The organism is Pseudomonas turukhanskensis, from assembly GCF_027922365.1.
Lineage (GTDB): Bacteria > Pseudomonadota > Gammaproteobacteria > Pseudomonadales > Pseudomonadaceae > Aquipseudomonas > Aquipseudomonas turukhanskensis.
In genome coordinates this window covers 57007-74960 of record NZ_BSFN01000015.1, presented here as the reverse complement: position 1 = coordinate 74960, position 17954 = coordinate 57007, and the positions used below count along the sequence as shown (strand labels likewise).

The window sequence follows — 17954 nt, the reverse complement described above, 5'->3', positions numbered from 1 at the left end:
CCTGCGTCGTTGCCGCAAGGCCTGCACATACGTGCCGGCCGCATGAACCGCTGCGGGTCTGCTCGTTACGGTGCTCGCCGTAACGAGCGCGAAAGACTCGGGGGTTCTGAGGAGCGTCCATGAGCTATGTGATAGACCGCCGTTTGAACGGCAAGAACAAAAGCACGGTAAACCGTCAGCGCTTTTTGCGACGGTACCGCGACCATATCAAGAAGGCCGTTGAGGAAGCGGTCAGCCGCCGTTCCATCACCGATATGGAGCATGGCGAACAAATCAGCATTCCCGGCCGCGATATCGATGAACCGCTGCTGCACCACGGCCGTGGTGGCAAGCAGACCCAGGTTCACCCCGGCAACAAGGAATTCACCACCGGCGAGCGCATTCCAAGGCCCCAAGGCGGTGGCGGCGGCAAGGGCGCGGGCAAGGCCAGCAATTCCGGCGAGGGCATGGACGAATTCTCCTTCCAGATTACCCAGGAAGAATTTCTCGATTTCATGTTCGAAGACCTCGAACTGCCCAACCTGGTAAAGCGCCAGCTCACCGGCACCGACACCTTCAAAACCGTGCGCGCAGGGGTCAGCAATGACGGCAACCCTTCACGCATCAATATCGTCCGCACGCTGCGCGCCTCCCACGCCCGGCGTATTGCATTGTCCGGCAGCAGTCGCAGCAAACTGCACCTGGCCATCGCCGAACTGGACCGCCTTAAAGTCGAAGAACCCGACAACTTCGCTGATATTCAGGCCGTAGAAGCCGAAATAGTGCTACTGCGTGCCCGCATTAAACGGGTGCCATTTCTCGATACCTTCGACCTCAAATACAACCTGCTGGTGAAGCAACCCAACCCCAGCTCAAAGGCGGTGATGTTCTGCCTGATGGACGTGTCCGGCTCCATGACACAGGCCACCAAAGACATCGCCAAGCGCTTCTTCATCCTGCTGTACCTGTTTCTCAAGCGGAATTACGAAAAGATCGACGTGGTGTTTATCCGCCACCACACCAGCGCCCGCGAAGTGGACGAAGAAGAGTTTTTCTACTCCCGGGAAACCGGCGGCACCATCGTGTCCAGCGCGCTCAAGCTGATGCAGGAAGTGATGGAGGCGCGCTACCCCACCAGCGAATGGAACATCTACGCGGCACAGGCCTCCGACGGCGATAACTGGAACGATGACTCGCCCATCTGCCGCGACATTCTGATGAAACAGATCATGCCGCTGGTGCAGTACTTCACTTATGTGGAAATCACCCCGCGCGAGCACCAGGCGCTGTGGTTCGAATACGAACAGGTGGGCGAGGCCTTTGCCGATACGTTTGCCCAGCAGCAACTGGTGTCCGCCGGCGATATCTACCCGGTATTCCGCGAACTGTTTCAGCGCCGACTCGTCAGCTGAGGTATCGCCATGAGCGCTCGAGAGAAGAAAAGAGGCCAGCCCATCTCCACGGGCTCGGAATGGACCTTCGAACTGATCCGCGCCTACGACAAGGAAATTGCGCGGATCGCCGAAGGCTATGCACTGGACACCTACCCCAATCAGATCGAAGTGATTACCGCCGAGCAGATGATGGATGCCTACGCCTCGGTGGGCATGCCGCTGGGTTATCACCATTGGTCCTACGGCAAACATTTTCTCAGCACCGAGAAATCCTACAGCCGCGGGCAAATGGGCCTGGCGTACGAGATCGTGATCAACTCAGACCCCTGCATCGCCTACCTGATGGAAGAAAACACCATCTGCATGCAGGCCCTGGTGGTGGCCCATGCCTGCTACGGGCACAACAGCTTTTTCAAAGGCAATTACCTGTTCCGCACCTGGACCGATGCCAGCTCGATCATCGATTACCTGGTGTTCGCCAAGCAGTACATCATGCAATGCGAGGAGCGTTACGGCATCGATGCCGTGGAAGACCTGCTCGACTCCTGCCATGCGCTGATGAACTACGGCGTCGACCGCTACAAACGCCCGTATCCGATTTCCGCCGAAGAAGAGCGCCAACGTCAGAAGGAACGCGAAGAGCACCTGCAACGGCAAATAAACGACCTGTGGCGCACCATTCCCAAGGGCGCTGACAAGGGCAACGAAAAAGATGCCGGCCGCTTTCCGGCCGAGCCGCAGGAAAACATCCTGTACTTCCTGGAAAAACACGCGCCGCTGCTGGAGCCCTGGCAGCGCGAAGTGGTGCGCATCGTGCGCAAGATCGCCCAGTATTTTTATCCACAGCGCCAGACGCAGGTGATGAACGAAGGCTGGGCCACGTTCTGGCACTACACGCTGATGAACGACCTCTACGACGAAGGCCTGGTTACCGACGGCTTTATCATGGAGTTCCTGCAGTCGCACACCAGCGTGATCTACCAACCGCCGTTCGACAGCCCCTATTACAGCGGCATCAACCCGTACACCCTGGGTTTCGCCATGTACAGCGACATCCGCCGGATGTGCGAAAACCCCACCGAAGAAGACAAACGCTGGTTCCCTGAAATCGCGGGGAGCGACTGGTTGTCGGCGGTGAAATTCGCCATGAAAAGCTTTAAGGACGAGAGCTTTATCCTCCAGTACCTGTCGCCGAAAGTGATTCGCGATCTGAAGCTGTTCAGCGTGATGGACGACGACCAGAAAGACGAACTGGTGGTGCCCGCCATTCACGACGAGCCCGGCTACCAGACCATTCGCGAAACCCTGGCAGCGCAGTACAACCTGGGCAACCGCGAGCCGAATATCCAGATCTTCAGCATCAACCGGCGTGGCGACCGTTCACTGACGCTGCGCCACCAACAGCACGACCGCAAACCGCTGGGTGACTCCACCGAAGAGGTGCTCAAGCACTTGCATCGCCTGTGGGGGTTCGATATCCACTTGGAAACCGTACGCGGCGATCAAGTGATACAAACCCAGCACGTGCCGCCCCGTGGCGAGAGCGACAGTAACGAGTACCCGCGGCTGGATCTGGCCATCCCGCCCATTTGATTGGTTGACCGACGGCGGGCTTGCGTTGAGCATATTGCTTCCTCAGCGGAGCCTGTCGTTTATGCCTGTTCTACGAATTATCCTACTCAGTCTGCTGCTCGCCGGCTGTGCCACCTCCTCGCCGCAAGTGCTGGTGGTGCAGACCGCCACCCCGTCGCTTGGCACACGCCACACCTTTGAAATGCTGCCGCCCAGCACCAGCACCGACGGCCAGTTGCCGCCTACCACCGACTACGCCCAGGTGGAGGCCAGCCTGCGCCAGAGCTTGCTCAACCACGGCTACCGCGAAACCAAGAAAGCTGAAGTACGGGTGGCTTACACGCTGACCCTGAACGAAACGCCGCTGGAGTTTCGCGTCGACAACCCGCCCACTAACCCGCTGGGTAGCTACCTGGCGGTGCACCGTTTTCAGGACGAATCCGTCACCCTGCGCCTGCGCATCAGCGATCGCGCCGATAAAACCCTGTGGCAAGGCCTGATCACCACCAGCCTGAGCCCGTCCTGGAAGCGCGCCGAGCTGCTGCACGGTGCGGTAATCGCTCTGCTGCAACAGATTCCCGTCAGCCGCTAAACCCTGGCCTCTGGCGCCGCAGCGGGTATGCTGTGGCGCTAATGGAGGGTTTTTCATGCAGATTTACAAAGTCGGCGGCGCCGTACGCGACCGCTTGCTCGGTCGCCCCGTTACCGATGTCGATTGGCTGGTCGTAGGCGCCACCGCCGAAGAAATGCTCGCCCAGGGCTACCGCCCGGTCGGCGATGATTTTCCGGTGTTTCTGCACCCCAAAACCCAAGAGGAATACGCCCTCGCCCGCACCGAACGCAAAAGCGGGCGCGGCTACGGCGGCTTTACGTTCTACGCCAGCCCCGAGGTCACGCTCGAAGAAGACCTGACCCGCCGCGACCTGACCATCAATGCCATGGCCGAAGACGACGACGGCACCGTGCTCGACCCCTACGGCGGCCAGAAAGACCTCGAGGCGCGCCTGCTGCGCCACGTCTCCCCCGCGTTCGCCGAAGACCCGCTGCGGGTACTAAGGGTGGCGCGCTTTGCCGCCCGCTATGCGCCGCTGGGCTTTGAAGTGGCGCAAGAAACCCTGGCGCTTATGCGCAACCTGAGTGAGTCCGGGGAATTGTCTGCGTTGACCCCGGAGCGCAGCTGGAAGGAAATCTCCCGCGCGCTGATGGAAGACCGTCCGGACGTGTTCATCGAGGTGCTGCACCGCTGCGGCGCGCTGAAGGCGATGCTGCCGGAGGTGGACGCCCTGTTTGGCGTGCCGCAACCCGAGGCTCATCACCCCGAGATCGATACCGGCGAGCATGTGCTTAGCGTGCTGCGCCAATGCGCCGAACATAGGCAACCCTTGACCGTACGCTGGGCCAGCCTGCTCCACGACCTGGGCAAAGGCGTGACGCCGCCGCAAGAGTGGCCACGGCATATCGCCCACGAACATCGTGGTATCAAGCTGATCAAGGCGGTGAATGAACGTTGCAAGGCGCCGCGTGATTGCCAGGAGTTGGCGGTACTGGTGGGTGAATACCATACCCATGGGCACCGGGCGCTGGAACTGAAGGCCTCGACCTTGCTGGAGTTGCTGCAGACCTTCGACGTTTATCGCCGGCCGCAGCGCTTCGAAGAGTTTATTGCCGCGTGCGAGATGGATGCTCGCGGGCGGCTTGGTTTGGAGCAGCGCGATTATCCGCAGGCCGCGTACCTACGCGGCGCCGCGCAAGCAGCGCGTGCGGTGCAGGTGCAGCCGTTGGTGGAGCAGGGACACAAAGGCGCGGAGCTGGGCGAAGCCCTCAAGCGTGAACGCCTGAAGGCCCTACAGGCGTACAAAGCCGCGGACGATAACACTGCGTAGGAGCCAGCTTGCTGGCGAAGCTTTTAATCCGCCGTTTCCAGGATTCGCCAGCAAGCTGGCTCCTACAGGGGTCATGCGCGTGGCGTGAGTGGCTGCCCGCGCCAATCAAACGCCACCGGCGCCAATTCCTGCTGAATCTGTGCATCACGCCATAGCTCGGCATAGGGCTTGCGCGCACCTGGGTGTAGAAGATCCGGCACCAACAACGCCAGCGGCCATAGCACAAAGGCGTTCTTGAGAATTTCGGCACGCGGCAAAATCAGCCCGTCGAAATCACCGACCAGATCGCCGTAGGTCAGCACGTCGATATCCAGCGGCAGGCCTTTGCGGTTCGGCGCATAACGGCCATTGTCGGCTTCGATATGCTTGAGGCGGCGATCCAGCTCGTGCAGCGGCAGATCGGTTTGCGCGAGCACCACCAGGTTGAAAAACGGCCCACTCTTGATGCCCACCGGCTGGCTTTCAAACACCGGCGAGCACTGCATGCCATGGAGAAACTGGGCCAGAGCCTCCAGGCCCGCCGTCAGATGCGTTTCGCGCTCGACGTTGCTACCCAGGCCCAGCAGGATGGGGGTCAGAGACATCCGCGCTGAATCTCCACGCCCACACCGCCGGTAGCCGCCGGCACCGCACCGGGCTTGGTGAGTTTCAGGCGCAAGCCAGGAATATTGAATTCGCTCATCAGCATTTCAGCCAGGCGCTCGGCGAAAGTTTCCACCAACAGAAACTGCGCCTGCTCGGCAAAGGCTTGAATGCGAGTGGACACCGAGGCGTAGTCCAGGGCTTTGGTCAGGTCATCACCGGCAGCGGCCGGGCGGTTGTCCCAGGCGAAGCTCAGGTCCAGGCGCAGGCACTGGCGAATGTCACGCTCCCAGTCATAGGCACCGATCACGGTGTCGACTTCCAGACCTTCGATAAACACTCTGTCCAAGCACTCTGCTCCGCCGCACGACAAGGGCGCTGTGCCCCGCTAGAATCGGGGCTCACTCGCCCCGGATGGATACCATGTTCTGGTTGCTGGCGATCCTCGCCTACCTGCTCGGCTCGCTGTCCTTTGCCATCTTGCTCAGCCGCCTGGTCGGTGGTCCCGATCCGCGCGCTGCCGGTTCCGGCAACCCCGGCGCCACCAATATGCTGCGGGTGGCGGGTAAAAAGCTGGCCATTCTGACCTTGTTCGGCGACCTGCTCAAAGGCTTGTTGCCGGTGCTGCTCGCCCATGCTCTGGGGTTCAACGTACAACAACAAGCCTGGATCGGCCTGGCCGCCGTGGTCGGGCATCTCTACCCGGTGTACTTCAATTTTCGCGGTGGCAAAGGGGTGGCAACAGCGGCGGGCATGCTGCTGGGGCTCTATCCGCCTGCCGCCCTGCTCGCCGTACTGGGCTGGGGGCTGACCTTCTGGCTGACCCGTACCAGCTCGCTTGCGGCCCTGATCGCCACCCCGCTGACCCTGCCGCTACTGGCCTGGCAACAACCGGGCGCCTTGCTGCCCATGTGTGTGTTGACGGGCTTGATCGTGTGGCGCCACCGCAGCAATTTACGCGACCTGCTGGCCGGGCGCGAACGGCATTTCTAAGCCCTAGATCGCCGGCAACTGCTCCATGGGCCAACGCGCCTGCACCGAGATTTCCGGGCCTTCGTGCTGACCGGCCAACAGCCGCTGGCAACCGGCGTAGGCGATCATTGCGCCGTTGTCGGTGCAAAACGCCGGACGGGCGTAGAACACATTGCCCTTGAACTCACCCAGCATCTTTTCCAGCGAGCGCCGCAGTGCCTGGTTGGCACTCACGCCGCCGGCAATCACCAGACGGTTGAGGTGGGTCTGCTTGAGGGCCCGGCGGCACTTGATGGTCAGAGTCTCGACCACGGCGGTCTGGAAGGCCAGGGCGATGTCGCAACGGGTTTGTTCGCCGTCGTCGCCAGCATCGCGGCACTGCGTCCAGGTGTTGAGCGCAAAGGTTTTCAGGCCGCTGAAGCTGAAGTCCAGACCCGGGCGGTCGGTCATCGGCCGCGGAAAAACAAAACGGCCGGGCACGCCGCTGAGCGCCAGACGGGCGATTTCCGGGCCGCCGGGGTAGCCGAGGCCGATGAGCTTGGCGGTCTTGTCGAACGCCTCGCCAGCGGCATCGTCGAGCGACTCACCCAGCAGTTGGTACTGGCCGATGCCATCGACGCGCACCAACTGGGTGTGGCCGCCGGAAACCAGCAAGGCGACAAAGGGAAATTCCGGCGGGGTTTCTTCCAGCATGGGCGCCAGCAAATGGCCTTCCATATGGTGCACGCCGAGGGCCGGGATATCCCATGCAAACGCCAGCGCCTGCGCGCAGGCGGCGCCCACCAGCAAGGCACCTACCAGCCCGGGGCCGGCGGTGTAGGCGATTGCATTGATATCCGACGTGGCGCAGCCGGATTGCTCAAGCACTTCGCGAATCAAGGGCAGCATGCGCTTGACGTGATCACGCGAGGCCAGCTCCGGCACCACGCCGCCGTAGGCTTTATGCAGGTCGATCTGACTGAACAAAGCGTCGCCCAGCAAGCCGCGCTCGCTGTCATACAAGGCAACGCCGGTTTCATCGCAGGAGGTTTCTAATCCCAGCACAAGCATGGGTGTTCCCTTCAGACTGGGCAATTTCGAAGGCGCGCATGATAATCGCCGTCTGTAGCGCCGCCTAGCGGTTTTCGATCAGAGGCTTTGCATTCCTGGCAATGAGGCGTTAACATCCGCAACCCTTAAAAACCCGACGTCCTCCAGCTCTGTTTTTGCAACGAGTACGTCTACCCCGGTAATGAATGAAGGTAGCTCTGGATGCCAGCCGTCAAAGTTAAAGAGAACGAACCCTTCGACGTAGCTCTGCGTCGCTTCAAACGCTCCTGTGAAAAAGCCGGTGTTCTGGCTGAAGTTCGCAGCCGCGAGTTCTACGAGAAACCAACTTCCGAGCGTAAACGCAAAGCTGCAGCCGCAGTTAAGCGCCACGCCAAGAAAGTGCAGCGCGAACAGCGCCGCGCCGTTCGTCTGTACTAATACGCAGACTGACGCCGCCTGTTTTGCCACGCCCGACGCAAGTCGGGCTGCCGGCAAAATCGATAGCACAACGCTCCAAACGCATTAGCGAAGTTATCAACGTTGCCTGGCAACCGCGATAAGCCTCGCTTTTTCGCGTTTGTGCGGGAAAATTTCCGCGCATTCTGACCGTAAAAGGCCTGTAGAGCCAATAGCCAACTCTTGGCATGATTAGCCACCCCGCCGCTTCGTGCGCCGGGAAAGCGCTTTGCATCTATTTCCGAACACCTGAAATTGCGGCAGCAATGCCCGCGATTCGACCGACTTCGAGAGCGCCATGGCCGGGCTGATTCCCCAAAGCTTTATTGACGATTTGCTCAACCGCACCGACATCGTCGATGTGGTCAGCTCGCGCGTGCAATTAAAGAAAACCGGGAAAAACTTCAGCGCCTGCTGCCCGTTCCATAAAGAGAAAACACCCTCGTTCAGCGTCAGCCCGGACAAGCAGTTCTACTACTGCTTTGGCTGCGGCGCCGGCGGCAACGCCCTGGGTTTTATCATGGACCACGACAACCTGGACTTCGTCCAGGCCGTGGAAGACCTGGCCAAAAGTGCCGGCATGGAAGTGGTACGCGAAGAAAACGGCCGCGGCGGCCCGCACAAACCGCGGCAGCCCACCGATTCGCCGCTGTACCCACTGCTGACTGCCGCCGCCGATTACTACCGCCAGGCACTGAAAAGCCATCCGACGCGCAAGGCGGCCGTCGATTATTTGAAAGGCCGCGGCCTGTCCGGCGAAATCGCCCGCGACTTCGGCCTGGGTTTTGCCCCGCCCGGCTGGGACAACCTGATGAAGCACCTGGCCACCGACACGCTGCAGCAGAAGGCGATGATCGAAGCCGGCCTGCTGATCGAAAATGCCGACAGCGGCAAACGCTACGACCGTTTCCGCGACCGGGTGATTTTCCCCATTCGCGACAGTCGCGGCCGAGTCATCGCGTTCGGCGGCCGTGTGCTGGGCGACGACAAACCCAAGTACCTGAACTCACCCGAAACGCCGGTCTTCCATAAAGGCCAGGAACTTTACGGCCTGTACGAGGCGCGCAAGAGCAACCGCGACCTCGACGAAGTGATGGTGGTTGAAGGCTATATGGACGTGATTGCCCTGGCCCAGCAAGGCCTGCGCAATGCCGTCGCCACCCTCGGCACCGCCACCAGCGAAGAACACCTCAAGCGCCTGTTTCGCATCGTCCCCAGCGTGTTGTTCTGCTTCGACGGCGACCAGGCCGGCCGCAGCGCCGCCTGGCGCGCACTGGAATCGACCCTGCCGAGCCTGCAAGACGGCCGCCGCGCGCGCTTCCTGTTTCTGCCCGAAGGCGAAGACCCGGACAGCCTGGTGCGCGCCGAGGGCACCGATGCCTTCCGTGCCCGCATCAACCAACAGGCGCAGCCGCTGGCCGACTACTTCTTCCAGCAACTGACCCAGGAAGCTGACCCTCGCTCCCTGGAGGGCAAGGCACACCTGGCGACCTTGGCCGCTCCGCTAATCGACAAAATCCCAGGCGCGAACCTGAAGATTCTGATGCGTCAGCGCCTGACGGAAATCACCGGGCTGAGCAGCGAATCGTTTAACACGCCGCCGCACAACCCGGTCAGCGCCCCGTCGGTGCCATCGTCGCCTCACTACGACATGGACGACGCACCGCATTACGACCCCAGCGCCTACTACGATGCGCCGGCCGATTTTGGCCACGAACAATTTGCGCCACAGCCCGAGCAAGCCTGGCAGCCGAAAACCGGCTTCAAAGGCAAAGGCCAGGGCGGCGGAAAAAAATGGGAAAAAAACTGGAGCAAGAAAGGCGACCGTGACCGCGACGATTTCCCGCGCGGCCCGCGGGTTGCCGCCCCAGTGGAATCACCCACGCTTACCGCGCTGCGCACCCTGCTGCACCATCCGCAATTGGCGGAAAAAGTCGAAGATGCCAGCCATTTCGCCGCAGAAAACGACACCTATGCCCAATTGCTGGTCGCCCTGCTGGGCGCCATGCAAAAGAATCCGAAGCTGCGTTCGCTGCAATTGATTGCCCGGTGGCACGGCACCGAACAGGGCCGCTTGCTCAAAGCATTGGCAGAAAAGGAATGGTTGATTGATGCCGACAACCTTGAACAACAGTTTTTCGACACTATAACTAGTCTGGCAGCACGCCAACGCGAGCGCAGCCTGGAACATTTGCTGCGTAAAGCCCGTCAAAGTGAGCTCAGCGCAGAGGAGAAAGAACAACTGCGCGACCTGCTCAGTCGTACCGCAACTCCCGTCACCCCGACCTCAACTGGCGCGTGAGGTCTCAGCTCTGGTATAATCCTCGGCTTGTTTTTTGCCCGCCAAGACCTTCAGTGGATAGGGTGTTATGTCCGGAAAAGCGCAACAACAGTCCCGCCTTAAAGAGTTGATCAGCCGTGGTCGTGAGCAGGGTTACCTGACTTACGCAGAGGTCAACGACCACCTGCCGGAGGATATTTCAGATCCGGAACAGGTGGAAGACATCATCCGCATGATTAACGACATGGGGATCAACGTATTCGAGAGTGCTCCGGATGCGGACGCTCTGCTATTGGCTGAAGCCGATACCGATGAAGCGGCCGCCGAAGAAGCAGCCGCTGCTTTGGCTGCGGTAGAAACCGATATTGGCCGCACCACCGACCCGGTGCGCATGTATATGCGCGAAATGGGTACGGTCGAACTGCTGACCCGCGAAGGCGAGATCGAAATCGCCAAACGCATCGAGGAAGGCATTCGTGAAGTTATGGGCGCTATTGCTCATTTCCCAGGCACGGTCGACAGCATTCTTTCCGAATACACCCGCGTTACCACCGAGGGCGGCCGTCTGGCCGAGGTCCTCAGCGGCTACATCGATCCGGATGACGGCATTGCCGCGCCGGCCGAAGTACCCGTCCCGGTAATCAAGGACGGCGCTGCGGCGGCCGAACCTGAAACCGAAGACGAAGAAGCCGACGGTGACAGCGAAGACGAAGAAGAAGGTGATGGCGGCCCGGATCCGGAAATCGCTCGCGTGCGCTTTGGCGCCGTGGCCGATCAACTGGAAAAGGCCAAAAAGGTGCTGAAAAAGCACGGTCGCGACAGCAAGCAAGGCCTGGCCGAACTCGCTGAACTGGCCGACCTGTTCATGCCGATCAAGCTGGTTCCCAAGCAGTTCGACGCACTGGTAACCCGTGTTCGTGATGCCCTGGATCGTCTGCGTCAGCAAGAACGCGCCATCATGCAGCTGTGTGTGCGTGATGCCCGTATGCCGCGCGCCGACTTCCTGCGTCAGTTCCCGAGCCACGAAATCGACGAAAGCTGGGCCGAGCAACTGTCCAAAGGCAAAAGCAAATACGCTGAAGCCATTGGCCGTCTGCAGGCCGACATCCAGCGTTGCCAGCAAAAACTGGTGGCCCTGGAAACCGAGACTGGCCTGAAACTGGCCGAGATCAAGGACATCAACCGTCGCATGTCGATCGGTGAGGCCAAGGCCCGCCGCGCGAAGAAAGAGATGGTTGAAGCGAACTTGCGTCTGGTGATCTCCATCGCCAAGAAGTACACCAACCGTGGTCTGCAATTCCTCGATCTGATCCAGGAAGGCAACATCGGTCTGATGAAAGCGGTGGACAAGTTCGAATACCGTCGCGGCTACAAGTTCTCGACTTATGCCACCTGGTGGATCCGTCAGGCGATCACTCGCTCGATTGCCGACCAGGCCCGCACCATCCGTATTCCGGTGCACATGATCGAGACCATCAACAAGCTCAACCGCATCTCCCGTCAGATGCTTCAGGAAATGGGCCGCGAGCCTACTCCCGAAGAACTGGGTGAGCGCATGGAAATGCCTGAGGACAAAATCCGTAAGGTGTTGAAGATCGCCAAAGAGCCGATCTCCATGGAAACACCGATCGGCGATGATGAAGACTCCCATCTGGGTGACTTCATCGAAGACTCCACCATGCAGTCGCCAATCGATGTCGCCACGGTAGAAAGCCTCAAGGAAGCGACCCGCGAAGTACTGGCCGGCCTCACTGCCCGTGAAGCCAAGGTACTGCGCATGCGCTTTGGCATCGACATGAATACCGACCACACCCTCGAGGAAGTTGGTAAGCAGTTCGATGTAACCCGCGAGCGGATCCGGCAGATTGAAGCCAAGGCGCTGCGCAAGCTGCGTCATCCGACCCGCAGCGAGCACCTGCGCTCGTTCCTCGACGAGTAATTCGTTACTCAACGAGTAGCGCTTAACAAAAGCGCAAACAAAACCCCCGGCTCCGCCCGGGGGTTTTGCTTTCTGCGTGCTGGCAACACGCCACAAGCGCTACACTCGGCGAACCACCTATCGCTGTTTCGAGGCTGCGTGATGCCGCGACTGCTTGCCACTCTTTTGCTGTGTTTGGCCTATTGGGCAGTGCCCGCTTACGCGTTGACGCTGACCGAGGACGAGCAAGCCTGGCTGGCCGCGCACCGCACCCTGCGCATGGGCGTGGATGCCACCTGGCCCCCCTTCGAATACCGTGACGAGCAAGGCCGCTATATGGGCCTGGCTGCCGACTACATTGCCCTGGTGGAAAAGCGCCTGGGCGTGAAGATGGAGATCTACGAGCCCAGCACCTGGAGCGAAGTGCTCGATCAGGCGCGAGCAGGCACCATCAACTTGCTGCCCGGTGCCATGTCCACCCCCGAGCGCCAGAGCTACCTGAACTTCACCCGCCCCTACCTCGACTTTCCCATCGTCATTCTGGCCCGCACCAATGGCCGACAACCGCGCGAACTGAAAGACCTCTACGGCCTGAAAATCGCCGTCGTCGAAAACTACGCGCCCCACGAGCTGCTGCGCAGCCAGCACCCCGACCTTAATCTGCTGCCCGTGCCGAATGTGGCTGCGGCCCTGCAAGCCCTGGCAACTGGCCAGGCCGACGCCTTGGTCGGCGACCTCGCCTCCAGCGTCTGGGGCCTGCGTCAGCTCAAGCTCGAAGGCATCGCCATCACCGGCGAAACACCCTACCGCTACCAACTGTCCATGGCCGCGCCCAAAGACCAGCCCATGCTGGTGAACATTCTCGACAAAGTGTTCGCCGACATGACCGCCAGCGAAATCGAAGCCATGCAAGAGCACTGGCTCGGCGGCGTGCTCGACCAACGCGGCATCTGGCGCAAAACCCTGATGTTCGCCGTGCCCAGCCTGCTGGTCTTGCTGCTGGTGTTGATCGCCGTGGTCGCGGTAAACCGGCGCCTTACCAGCGAAATCAACCGCCGCAGCGCGCTGGAACAAGACCTGCGCACCAGCGAACAACACTACCGCAGCCTGGTGGAATGCCTGTCAGCCGTTACCTGGGAAGCCAACCTCGCCGACTTCAGTTACTCCTACGTATCGCCCCACGCCGAAAAACTCTTCGGCTACCCGCTAAGCGCCTGGCAACACCCCGACTTTTGGGCCAACGCCCTGCACCCCGAAGACCGCGACCGCACCCTGAGCTACTGCCGGGCAGAAACCGACGCCGGCCGCGACCACACCGTCGACTACCGCATGTACGCCGCCGATGGCCGTCTGATCTGGGTGCACGACATCGTCACGCTAATCGAACACCGCGGCGCCACCGTGCTGCGCGGCGTGATGATTGAAGTCACCGAAACCAAACAGATCGAGCAGGCACTGCGCCTGTCCGAACAGAAATTCGCCTCCGTATTCCAGCAATGCCCGGACATCCTGCTGATCGCTCGCCAGGACGACGGCCGCCTGCTCGAAGTGAACCCCAGCTTCGAACTGCACACCGGCATTCGCGCGGCCGACGCCATCGGCAAAAGCGGCACTGAACTCAACCTGTGGGGCGTACCCGGTGCCGGCCCCCAGGTACTGCAACGCTTGCAACGCGATAGCCTGCGCAACCTGGAAATGCAGTTTCGCCGGCAGAACGGCGAACTGTTTACCGGGCTGATCTCGGCGCAGCCGTTCCAACTGGCCGATACACCGGCGCTGGTCGTCGTGGTGCGCGACATCAGCCAGGTGAAGCAAACCCAGGAGCAGCTGCAATTCTCCGAAGAAAAATTCGCCAAGGCCTTTCACGCCTCACCCGACGGCCTGCTGCTCACCCGCATGCAAGACGGCCTGATCCTCGAAGTGAACGAAGGCTTCAGCACCCTGACCGGCTACACCATGGTTGACGTAACCAACCAATCCACCATTGGCCTGGGCCTGTGGCACGACATGCAAGACCGCGCCACCATCATGCAACGCCTGCGCGACAGCGGTACCGTGCGCGACTACACCGCCGTAATCCGCGCCAAAGACGGCGAACTGCGGCTGTGCGAAATTTCCATGCAGGGCATGCAGATCAAAGGCGAACGCTGCGTGCTGACCATCGCCCGCGACGTCACCGAACGCACCCGCAACCAAGAAAAACTCCAGCTCGCCGCCACCGTGTTCGAGAGCACCGCCGAAGGCGTGCTGATCACGGACATCGAACGGCGCATCACCGCCGTCAACCGCGCCTTTACCCAAATCACCGGCTACAGCGAAGCCGAAGCCCTGGGCAACTCACCCAGCCTGCTCGCCTCCGGCCAACACGACAGCGCCTTCTACACCGCCATGTGGCACCAACTGGACGAGGTCGGTCACTGGCAAGGCGAAATCTGCAACAAACGCAAAAACGGCGAGCTGTACCCCGAGTGGCTGACCATCAGCGCCGTGCGCAACAGCGAGGGCCAGATCACCCATTTTGTCGGAGTATTCGCCGACATCACCTCGCTCAAACACGCCCAGGACGAACTCGATCACCAGGTGCACCACGACTCACTGACCGGCCTGCCCAACCGCCTGCTATTCGAAAGCCGCCTGCACGCCATGCTCGCCGACGCGCAGACAAGCCAGGCCCTTGGCGCCGTGCTGTTTCTCGACCTCGACCGCTTCAAACACATCAACGACAGCCTCGGCCACCCGGTCGGCGACATCCTGCTGCAAGCCACCGCCAAACGCCTGCGCAGCCAACTGCGCGACATCGACACTGTGGCCCGCCTGGGCGGCGATGAATTCATCATTCTGTTGCCCGGCCTGCAGCAAGCCAGCGACGCCGAGCGGGTCGCCAACAAACTGCTCACCTGCTTGAGCGCGCCCTTCCACGCCGACGGCCACGAATTCTTTATCACCGCCAGCATCGGCGCGAGCCTGTTTCCCCTGGACGGCTCCGACGTCGCCACCCTGATCAAAAACGCCGACGCCGCCATGTACCGCTCCAAAGCCAAAGGCCGCAACCGTGCCGAGCTCTACACCAGCGACCTGACCCAGCAAGCCACCGACCGCATCGCCCTGGAAAACGAACTGCGCCGCGCCATCGAACGCAACGAACTGAGCCTGCACTACCAACCCAAACAATGCCTGCAAACCCGCAACATCGTCGGCGCCGAAGCCCTCCTGCGCTGGCACAGCCCGGTGTTCGGCAACGTCCCGCCCGAACGCTTTATCGCCTTGGCCGAAGACAACGGCCTGATCCTGCCCATTGGCGACTGGGTGCTGGCCCAGGCCTGCAAACAGATGGGCGAATGGCAACAACACAACCAGCCCTTCGGCCCGCTGTCCGTCAACCTCGCCGGCGCTCAACTGCGCCAACCGCGCCTGGTAGAACGCATCGCCAACCTGCTCGCCGAACACCACCTGCAACCGTCCATGCTGCAACTGGAAATCACCGAAAGCTTCATCATGAACCAGACCGAAGAAGCCCTGGTTATCCTCCACGACCTGAAAAACCTCGGCGTACTGCTGGCCATCGACGACTTCGGCACCGGCTACTCCTCCCTCAGCTACCTCAAACGCCTACCGCTCGACACACTGAAAATCGACCAATCCTTCGTCCGCGGCCTACCCGAAGACACCCACGACGCCGCCATCACCCGCGCCATCATTGCCCTGGGCCGCAGCATGCAGCTCACCGTCATCGCCGAAGGCGTCGAAACCCCCGAGCAAGAACGCTTTCTGGTCACTGAGGGCTGCGAACAAATCCAAGGCTTTATCCTCAGCCGCGCCGTAACCCCCGACAAATTTGCAGGCACTTTCCTAACCCCGCGCCACGCAATTGGCACACAGCAAACCGCACCGGTATAATCCGCGCACTTTCTGAGGGCCTATAGCTCAGTTGGTTAGAGCAGAGGACTCATAATCCTTTGGTCCACGGTTCGAGTCCGTGTGGGCCCACCAACTCTAAAGCCGCGCACTGCGCGGCTTTTTCATGTCCACAGAAAAATAGCTAGACCAGTCCTATAGTCCAAAGGTACAAATTCAGTACAGTGCCGGTACAGCGGCGCACTTTTGGAGCAGGAAAAGATGGCCACCATCGTCAAAACGGAAGCCGGCACATGGAAAGCCCTAGTGCGTAAAACAGGCTGGCCGACCAACACTAAAACCTTCCGCACTAAACGCGATGCTGAAGACTGGGCGCGCCGCACCGAAGACGAAATGGTCAGGGGCGTTTTCATCCAGCGCAGCGGCTCAGAGCGCTTGACTTTGGAGATGGCACTTAAACGCTACCTCAGCGAAGTAAGCCCTACCAAGAAGCCGACTACACAGCGCGCCGAGGCCACCAAAGCCCAACAGCTGATCAGCCACATGGGCAAATACTCCATGGCCGCCCTCTCTGCTGAAATCATCGCCGGCTACCGCGACACCCGCCTGGCCTCGATCACCAATCGCGGCAAACCTACCAGCAACAACACCGTACGCTTGGAGCTGGCACTGCTCAGCCATCTGTTCACTGTGGCAATTCAGGAGTGGGGACTTGGCCTGAGCTTCAACCCGGTGCTGAACATCCGCAAACCGAGCCCCGGCGAAGGCCGCGACCGACGCTTGTCTACAGAAGAAGAACGTCGCCTACTGACCGCAGTAAACAATCACAGCAACCCTATGCTGGGCTGGATCGTCCGCATCGCCCTGGAAACCGGCATGCGCTCATCTGAAATCACATCCCTGCGCAGGCATCAGGTCGATATGAAAAAGCGCGTGGTTCGTCTCTCAGACACAAAGAACGACAGCGCACGCACCGTCCCCCTCAGCAAATGGGCCACAGAGACTTTCCAGACAGCGCTGAACAACCCAATACGTCCAATTGACTGCGACTTGGTGTTCTTTGGTGAGCCAGGCAAAAGTGGAAAGCGCGGCCCCTACGCATTCACCAAAACCTGGGGCTTGTTGAAGACCAAGCTCGGCATGCCCGATCTGCGCTTCCACGATCTGCGGCATGAGGCGGTCAGTCGGCTGGTTGAGGGCGGCCTATCTGACCAAGAGGTATCCGCCATCAGCGGGCACAAATCGATGCAGATGCTGAAGCGTTACACGCACCTGAGGGCTGAGGATTTGGTTAGCAAGCTGGATAACCTGCACAGGCAAAGCTGACCCGCTCAGGCAGCGTCAACACGGATAGATTTTACGATTTAGCCCCTTGCAACCTGTATCAACGTCGCCACTGTGTGACTTGCTCAGACATGAGCATGACCACGATGCACAGGTACTGATCAGCAATTATCAGTATCTAAAGGTAGTCCAGAAAGCCAATCGGACTCCAGCGCACGGTCATAGGAATCCCGAGCCAGATTCAAAACCTCGGTCGAGCTTGGCTCAATTTCAGAGAAAGCCTGCCGCTCTGCATCCCTTGCAACCTCTAATTTCAAAAGCTGCACTTGAGCGGCGCGCTCTGAAGCCCCGCTTTCCCAGCCAGCCCCCTCCCCGTAGCAATGACGAAACATATCAATTAGCTGAGTGAAATATGGCTTGGTCGCATTTCTCAGCGAGCACGGCCGCTCCGGGTAGAACTGCTTGCTCCTACCGTTAACACATGCCACATGGCCATTCTTCGCGTCAGAGACGCCTGTCACTAACCAGAACGCGAACTCCGGCCAGAGCCTAGAGATAGCTTCAAGCATCTCAGCTGTAGGCCTCTGCTTAGCGTTGTAAGCCTTCTGCCAACTGGTTGCAGGTATGCCCGTGAGGGCCTCCAGCTCAGACCACTTACGCGTTTCAGAGGTATTTCTGCGGATAACCGCCCGAAAACGATCATGAATGGCGTACAAGCTTGACCTCCGGACTAAATCAGGATATTTATT

Annotated in this window: 13 protein-coding genes, 1 tRNA gene and 2 pseudogenes; 12 read left to right on the top strand and 4 right to left on the bottom strand. The window is 60.3% G+C overall.

The genetic code is table 11. The features are described 5' to 3' along the window. The first annotated feature begins 119 nt into the window (after window positions 1–119). The 4 genes from PKE98_RS20230 (at window position 120) to PKE98_RS20215 (ending at window position 4828) form a co-directional block, all read left to right on the top strand. Window positions 120–1391 carry a YeaH/YhbH family protein gene (locus tag PKE98_RS20230; protein ID WP_271197196.1) on the top strand — a complete coding sequence of 424 codons (1272 nt, stop codon included), beginning with the start codon at window positions 120–122 and terminating at the stop codon, window positions 1389–1391. A gap of 9 nt (window positions 1392–1400) precedes the next feature. Next, window positions 1401–2966, top strand: coding sequence for a SpoVR family protein (locus PKE98_RS20225; protein WP_271197195.1), 1566 nt, complete (start codon window positions 1401–1403; stop codon window positions 2964–2966). Window positions 2967–3027: 61 nt separating this feature from the next. After that, window positions 3028–3537, top strand: coding sequence for a DUF4136 domain-containing protein (locus tag PKE98_RS20220; protein ID WP_271197194.1), 510 nt, complete (start codon window positions 3028–3030; stop codon window positions 3535–3537). Between the two features lie 55 nt (window positions 3538–3592). Next, window positions 3593–4828 (top strand): multifunctional CCA addition/repair protein, encoded by a 1236-nt coding sequence (locus PKE98_RS20215; protein WP_271197193.1) that lies wholly within the window; start codon window positions 3593–3595, stop codon window positions 4826–4828. A gap of 71 nt (window positions 4829–4899) precedes the next feature. On the opposite strand, the gene folK is transcribed toward PKE98_RS20215, so the two are convergent. Together folK and folB are read right to left on the bottom strand one after the other, a co-directional pair. Next, complete coding sequence (folK, locus tag PKE98_RS20210; protein ID WP_271197192.1) at window positions 4900–5412, bottom strand: 2-amino-4-hydroxy-6-hydroxymethyldihydropteridine diphosphokinase; 513 nt, start codon at window positions 5410–5412, stop codon at window positions 4900–4902. Beyond that, the gene (gene folB, locus PKE98_RS20205) at window positions 5403–5759 is read right to left on the bottom strand and encodes a dihydroneopterin aldolase (RefSeq protein WP_271197191.1); all 357 of its coding nucleotides are present in this window, start codon (window positions 5757–5759) and stop codon (window positions 5403–5405) included. The genes folK and folB overlap by 10 nt, the downstream gene beginning before the upstream one ends. Before the next feature lie 74 nt (window positions 5760–5833). Here folB and plsY point away from each other — a divergent pair, with 74 nt between their 5' ends. After that, window positions 5834–6403 carry a glycerol-3-phosphate 1-O-acyltransferase PlsY gene (gene plsY, locus PKE98_RS20200; protein WP_271197189.1) on the top strand — a complete coding sequence of 190 codons (570 nt, stop codon included), beginning with the start codon at window positions 5834–5836 and terminating at the stop codon, window positions 6401–6403. 3 nt (window positions 6404–6406) lie between these two features. Here plsY and tsaD read toward each other — a convergent pair whose 3' ends face one another. Beyond that, window positions 6407–7432: a tRNA (adenosine(37)-N6)-threonylcarbamoyltransferase complex transferase subunit TsaD gene (gene tsaD, locus PKE98_RS20195; protein WP_271197187.1), complete on the bottom strand. Its 1026-nt coding sequence runs from the start codon at window positions 7430–7432 to the stop codon at window positions 6407–6409. 201 nt (window positions 7433–7633) lie between these two features. Here tsaD and rpsU point away from each other — a divergent pair, with 201 nt between their 5' ends. The 7 genes and pseudogenes from rpsU (at window position 7634) to PKE98_RS20165 (ending at window position 17247) form a co-directional block, all read left to right on the top strand. After that, window positions 7634–7849 (top strand): 30S ribosomal protein S21, encoded by a 216-nt coding sequence (gene rpsU, locus PKE98_RS20190; RefSeq protein WP_002551877.1) that lies wholly within the window; start codon window positions 7634–7636, stop codon window positions 7847–7849. A 316-nt stretch (window positions 7850–8165) separates the two neighbouring features. After that, window positions 8166–9459 (top strand): annotated as a pseudogene (dnaG, locus tag PKE98_RS27235) (DNA primase); the annotation flags it as partial. 71 nt (window positions 9460–9530) lie between these two features. Beyond that, window positions 9531–10169, top strand: a pseudogene (gene dnaG / locus PKE98_RS27230) (DNA primase); the annotation flags it as partial. Between the two features lie 67 nt (window positions 10170–10236). Next, window positions 10237–12087, top strand: a complete 1851-nt coding sequence (gene rpoD, locus PKE98_RS20180) for an RNA polymerase sigma factor RpoD (RefSeq protein ID WP_271197107.1) — start codon at window positions 10237–10239, stop codon at window positions 12085–12087. 141 nt (window positions 12088–12228) lie between these two features. Beyond that, a complete protein-coding gene (locus tag PKE98_RS20175; protein ID WP_271197106.1) occupies window positions 12229–15963 on the top strand; it encodes an EAL domain-containing protein in 3735 nt (1244 codons plus the stop codon). 16 nt (window positions 15964–15979) lie between these two features. Next, a tRNA-Ile gene (locus PKE98_RS20170) sits at window positions 15980–16056 on the top strand. A 126-nt stretch (window positions 16057–16182) separates the two neighbouring features. Further along, entirely contained in the window at window positions 16183–17247 is a 1065-nt protein-coding gene (locus tag PKE98_RS20165; protein ID WP_271197105.1) for a tyrosine-type recombinase/integrase, read from the top strand. 119 nt (window positions 17248–17366) lie between these two features. On the opposite strand, the gene PKE98_RS20160 is transcribed toward PKE98_RS20165, so the two are convergent. Further along, the gene (locus PKE98_RS20160) at window positions 17367–17921 is read right to left on the bottom strand and encodes a hypothetical protein (RefSeq protein ID WP_271197104.1); all 555 of its coding nucleotides are present in this window, start codon (window positions 17919–17921) and stop codon (window positions 17367–17369) included. Window positions 17922–17954: the final 33 nt, after the last annotated feature.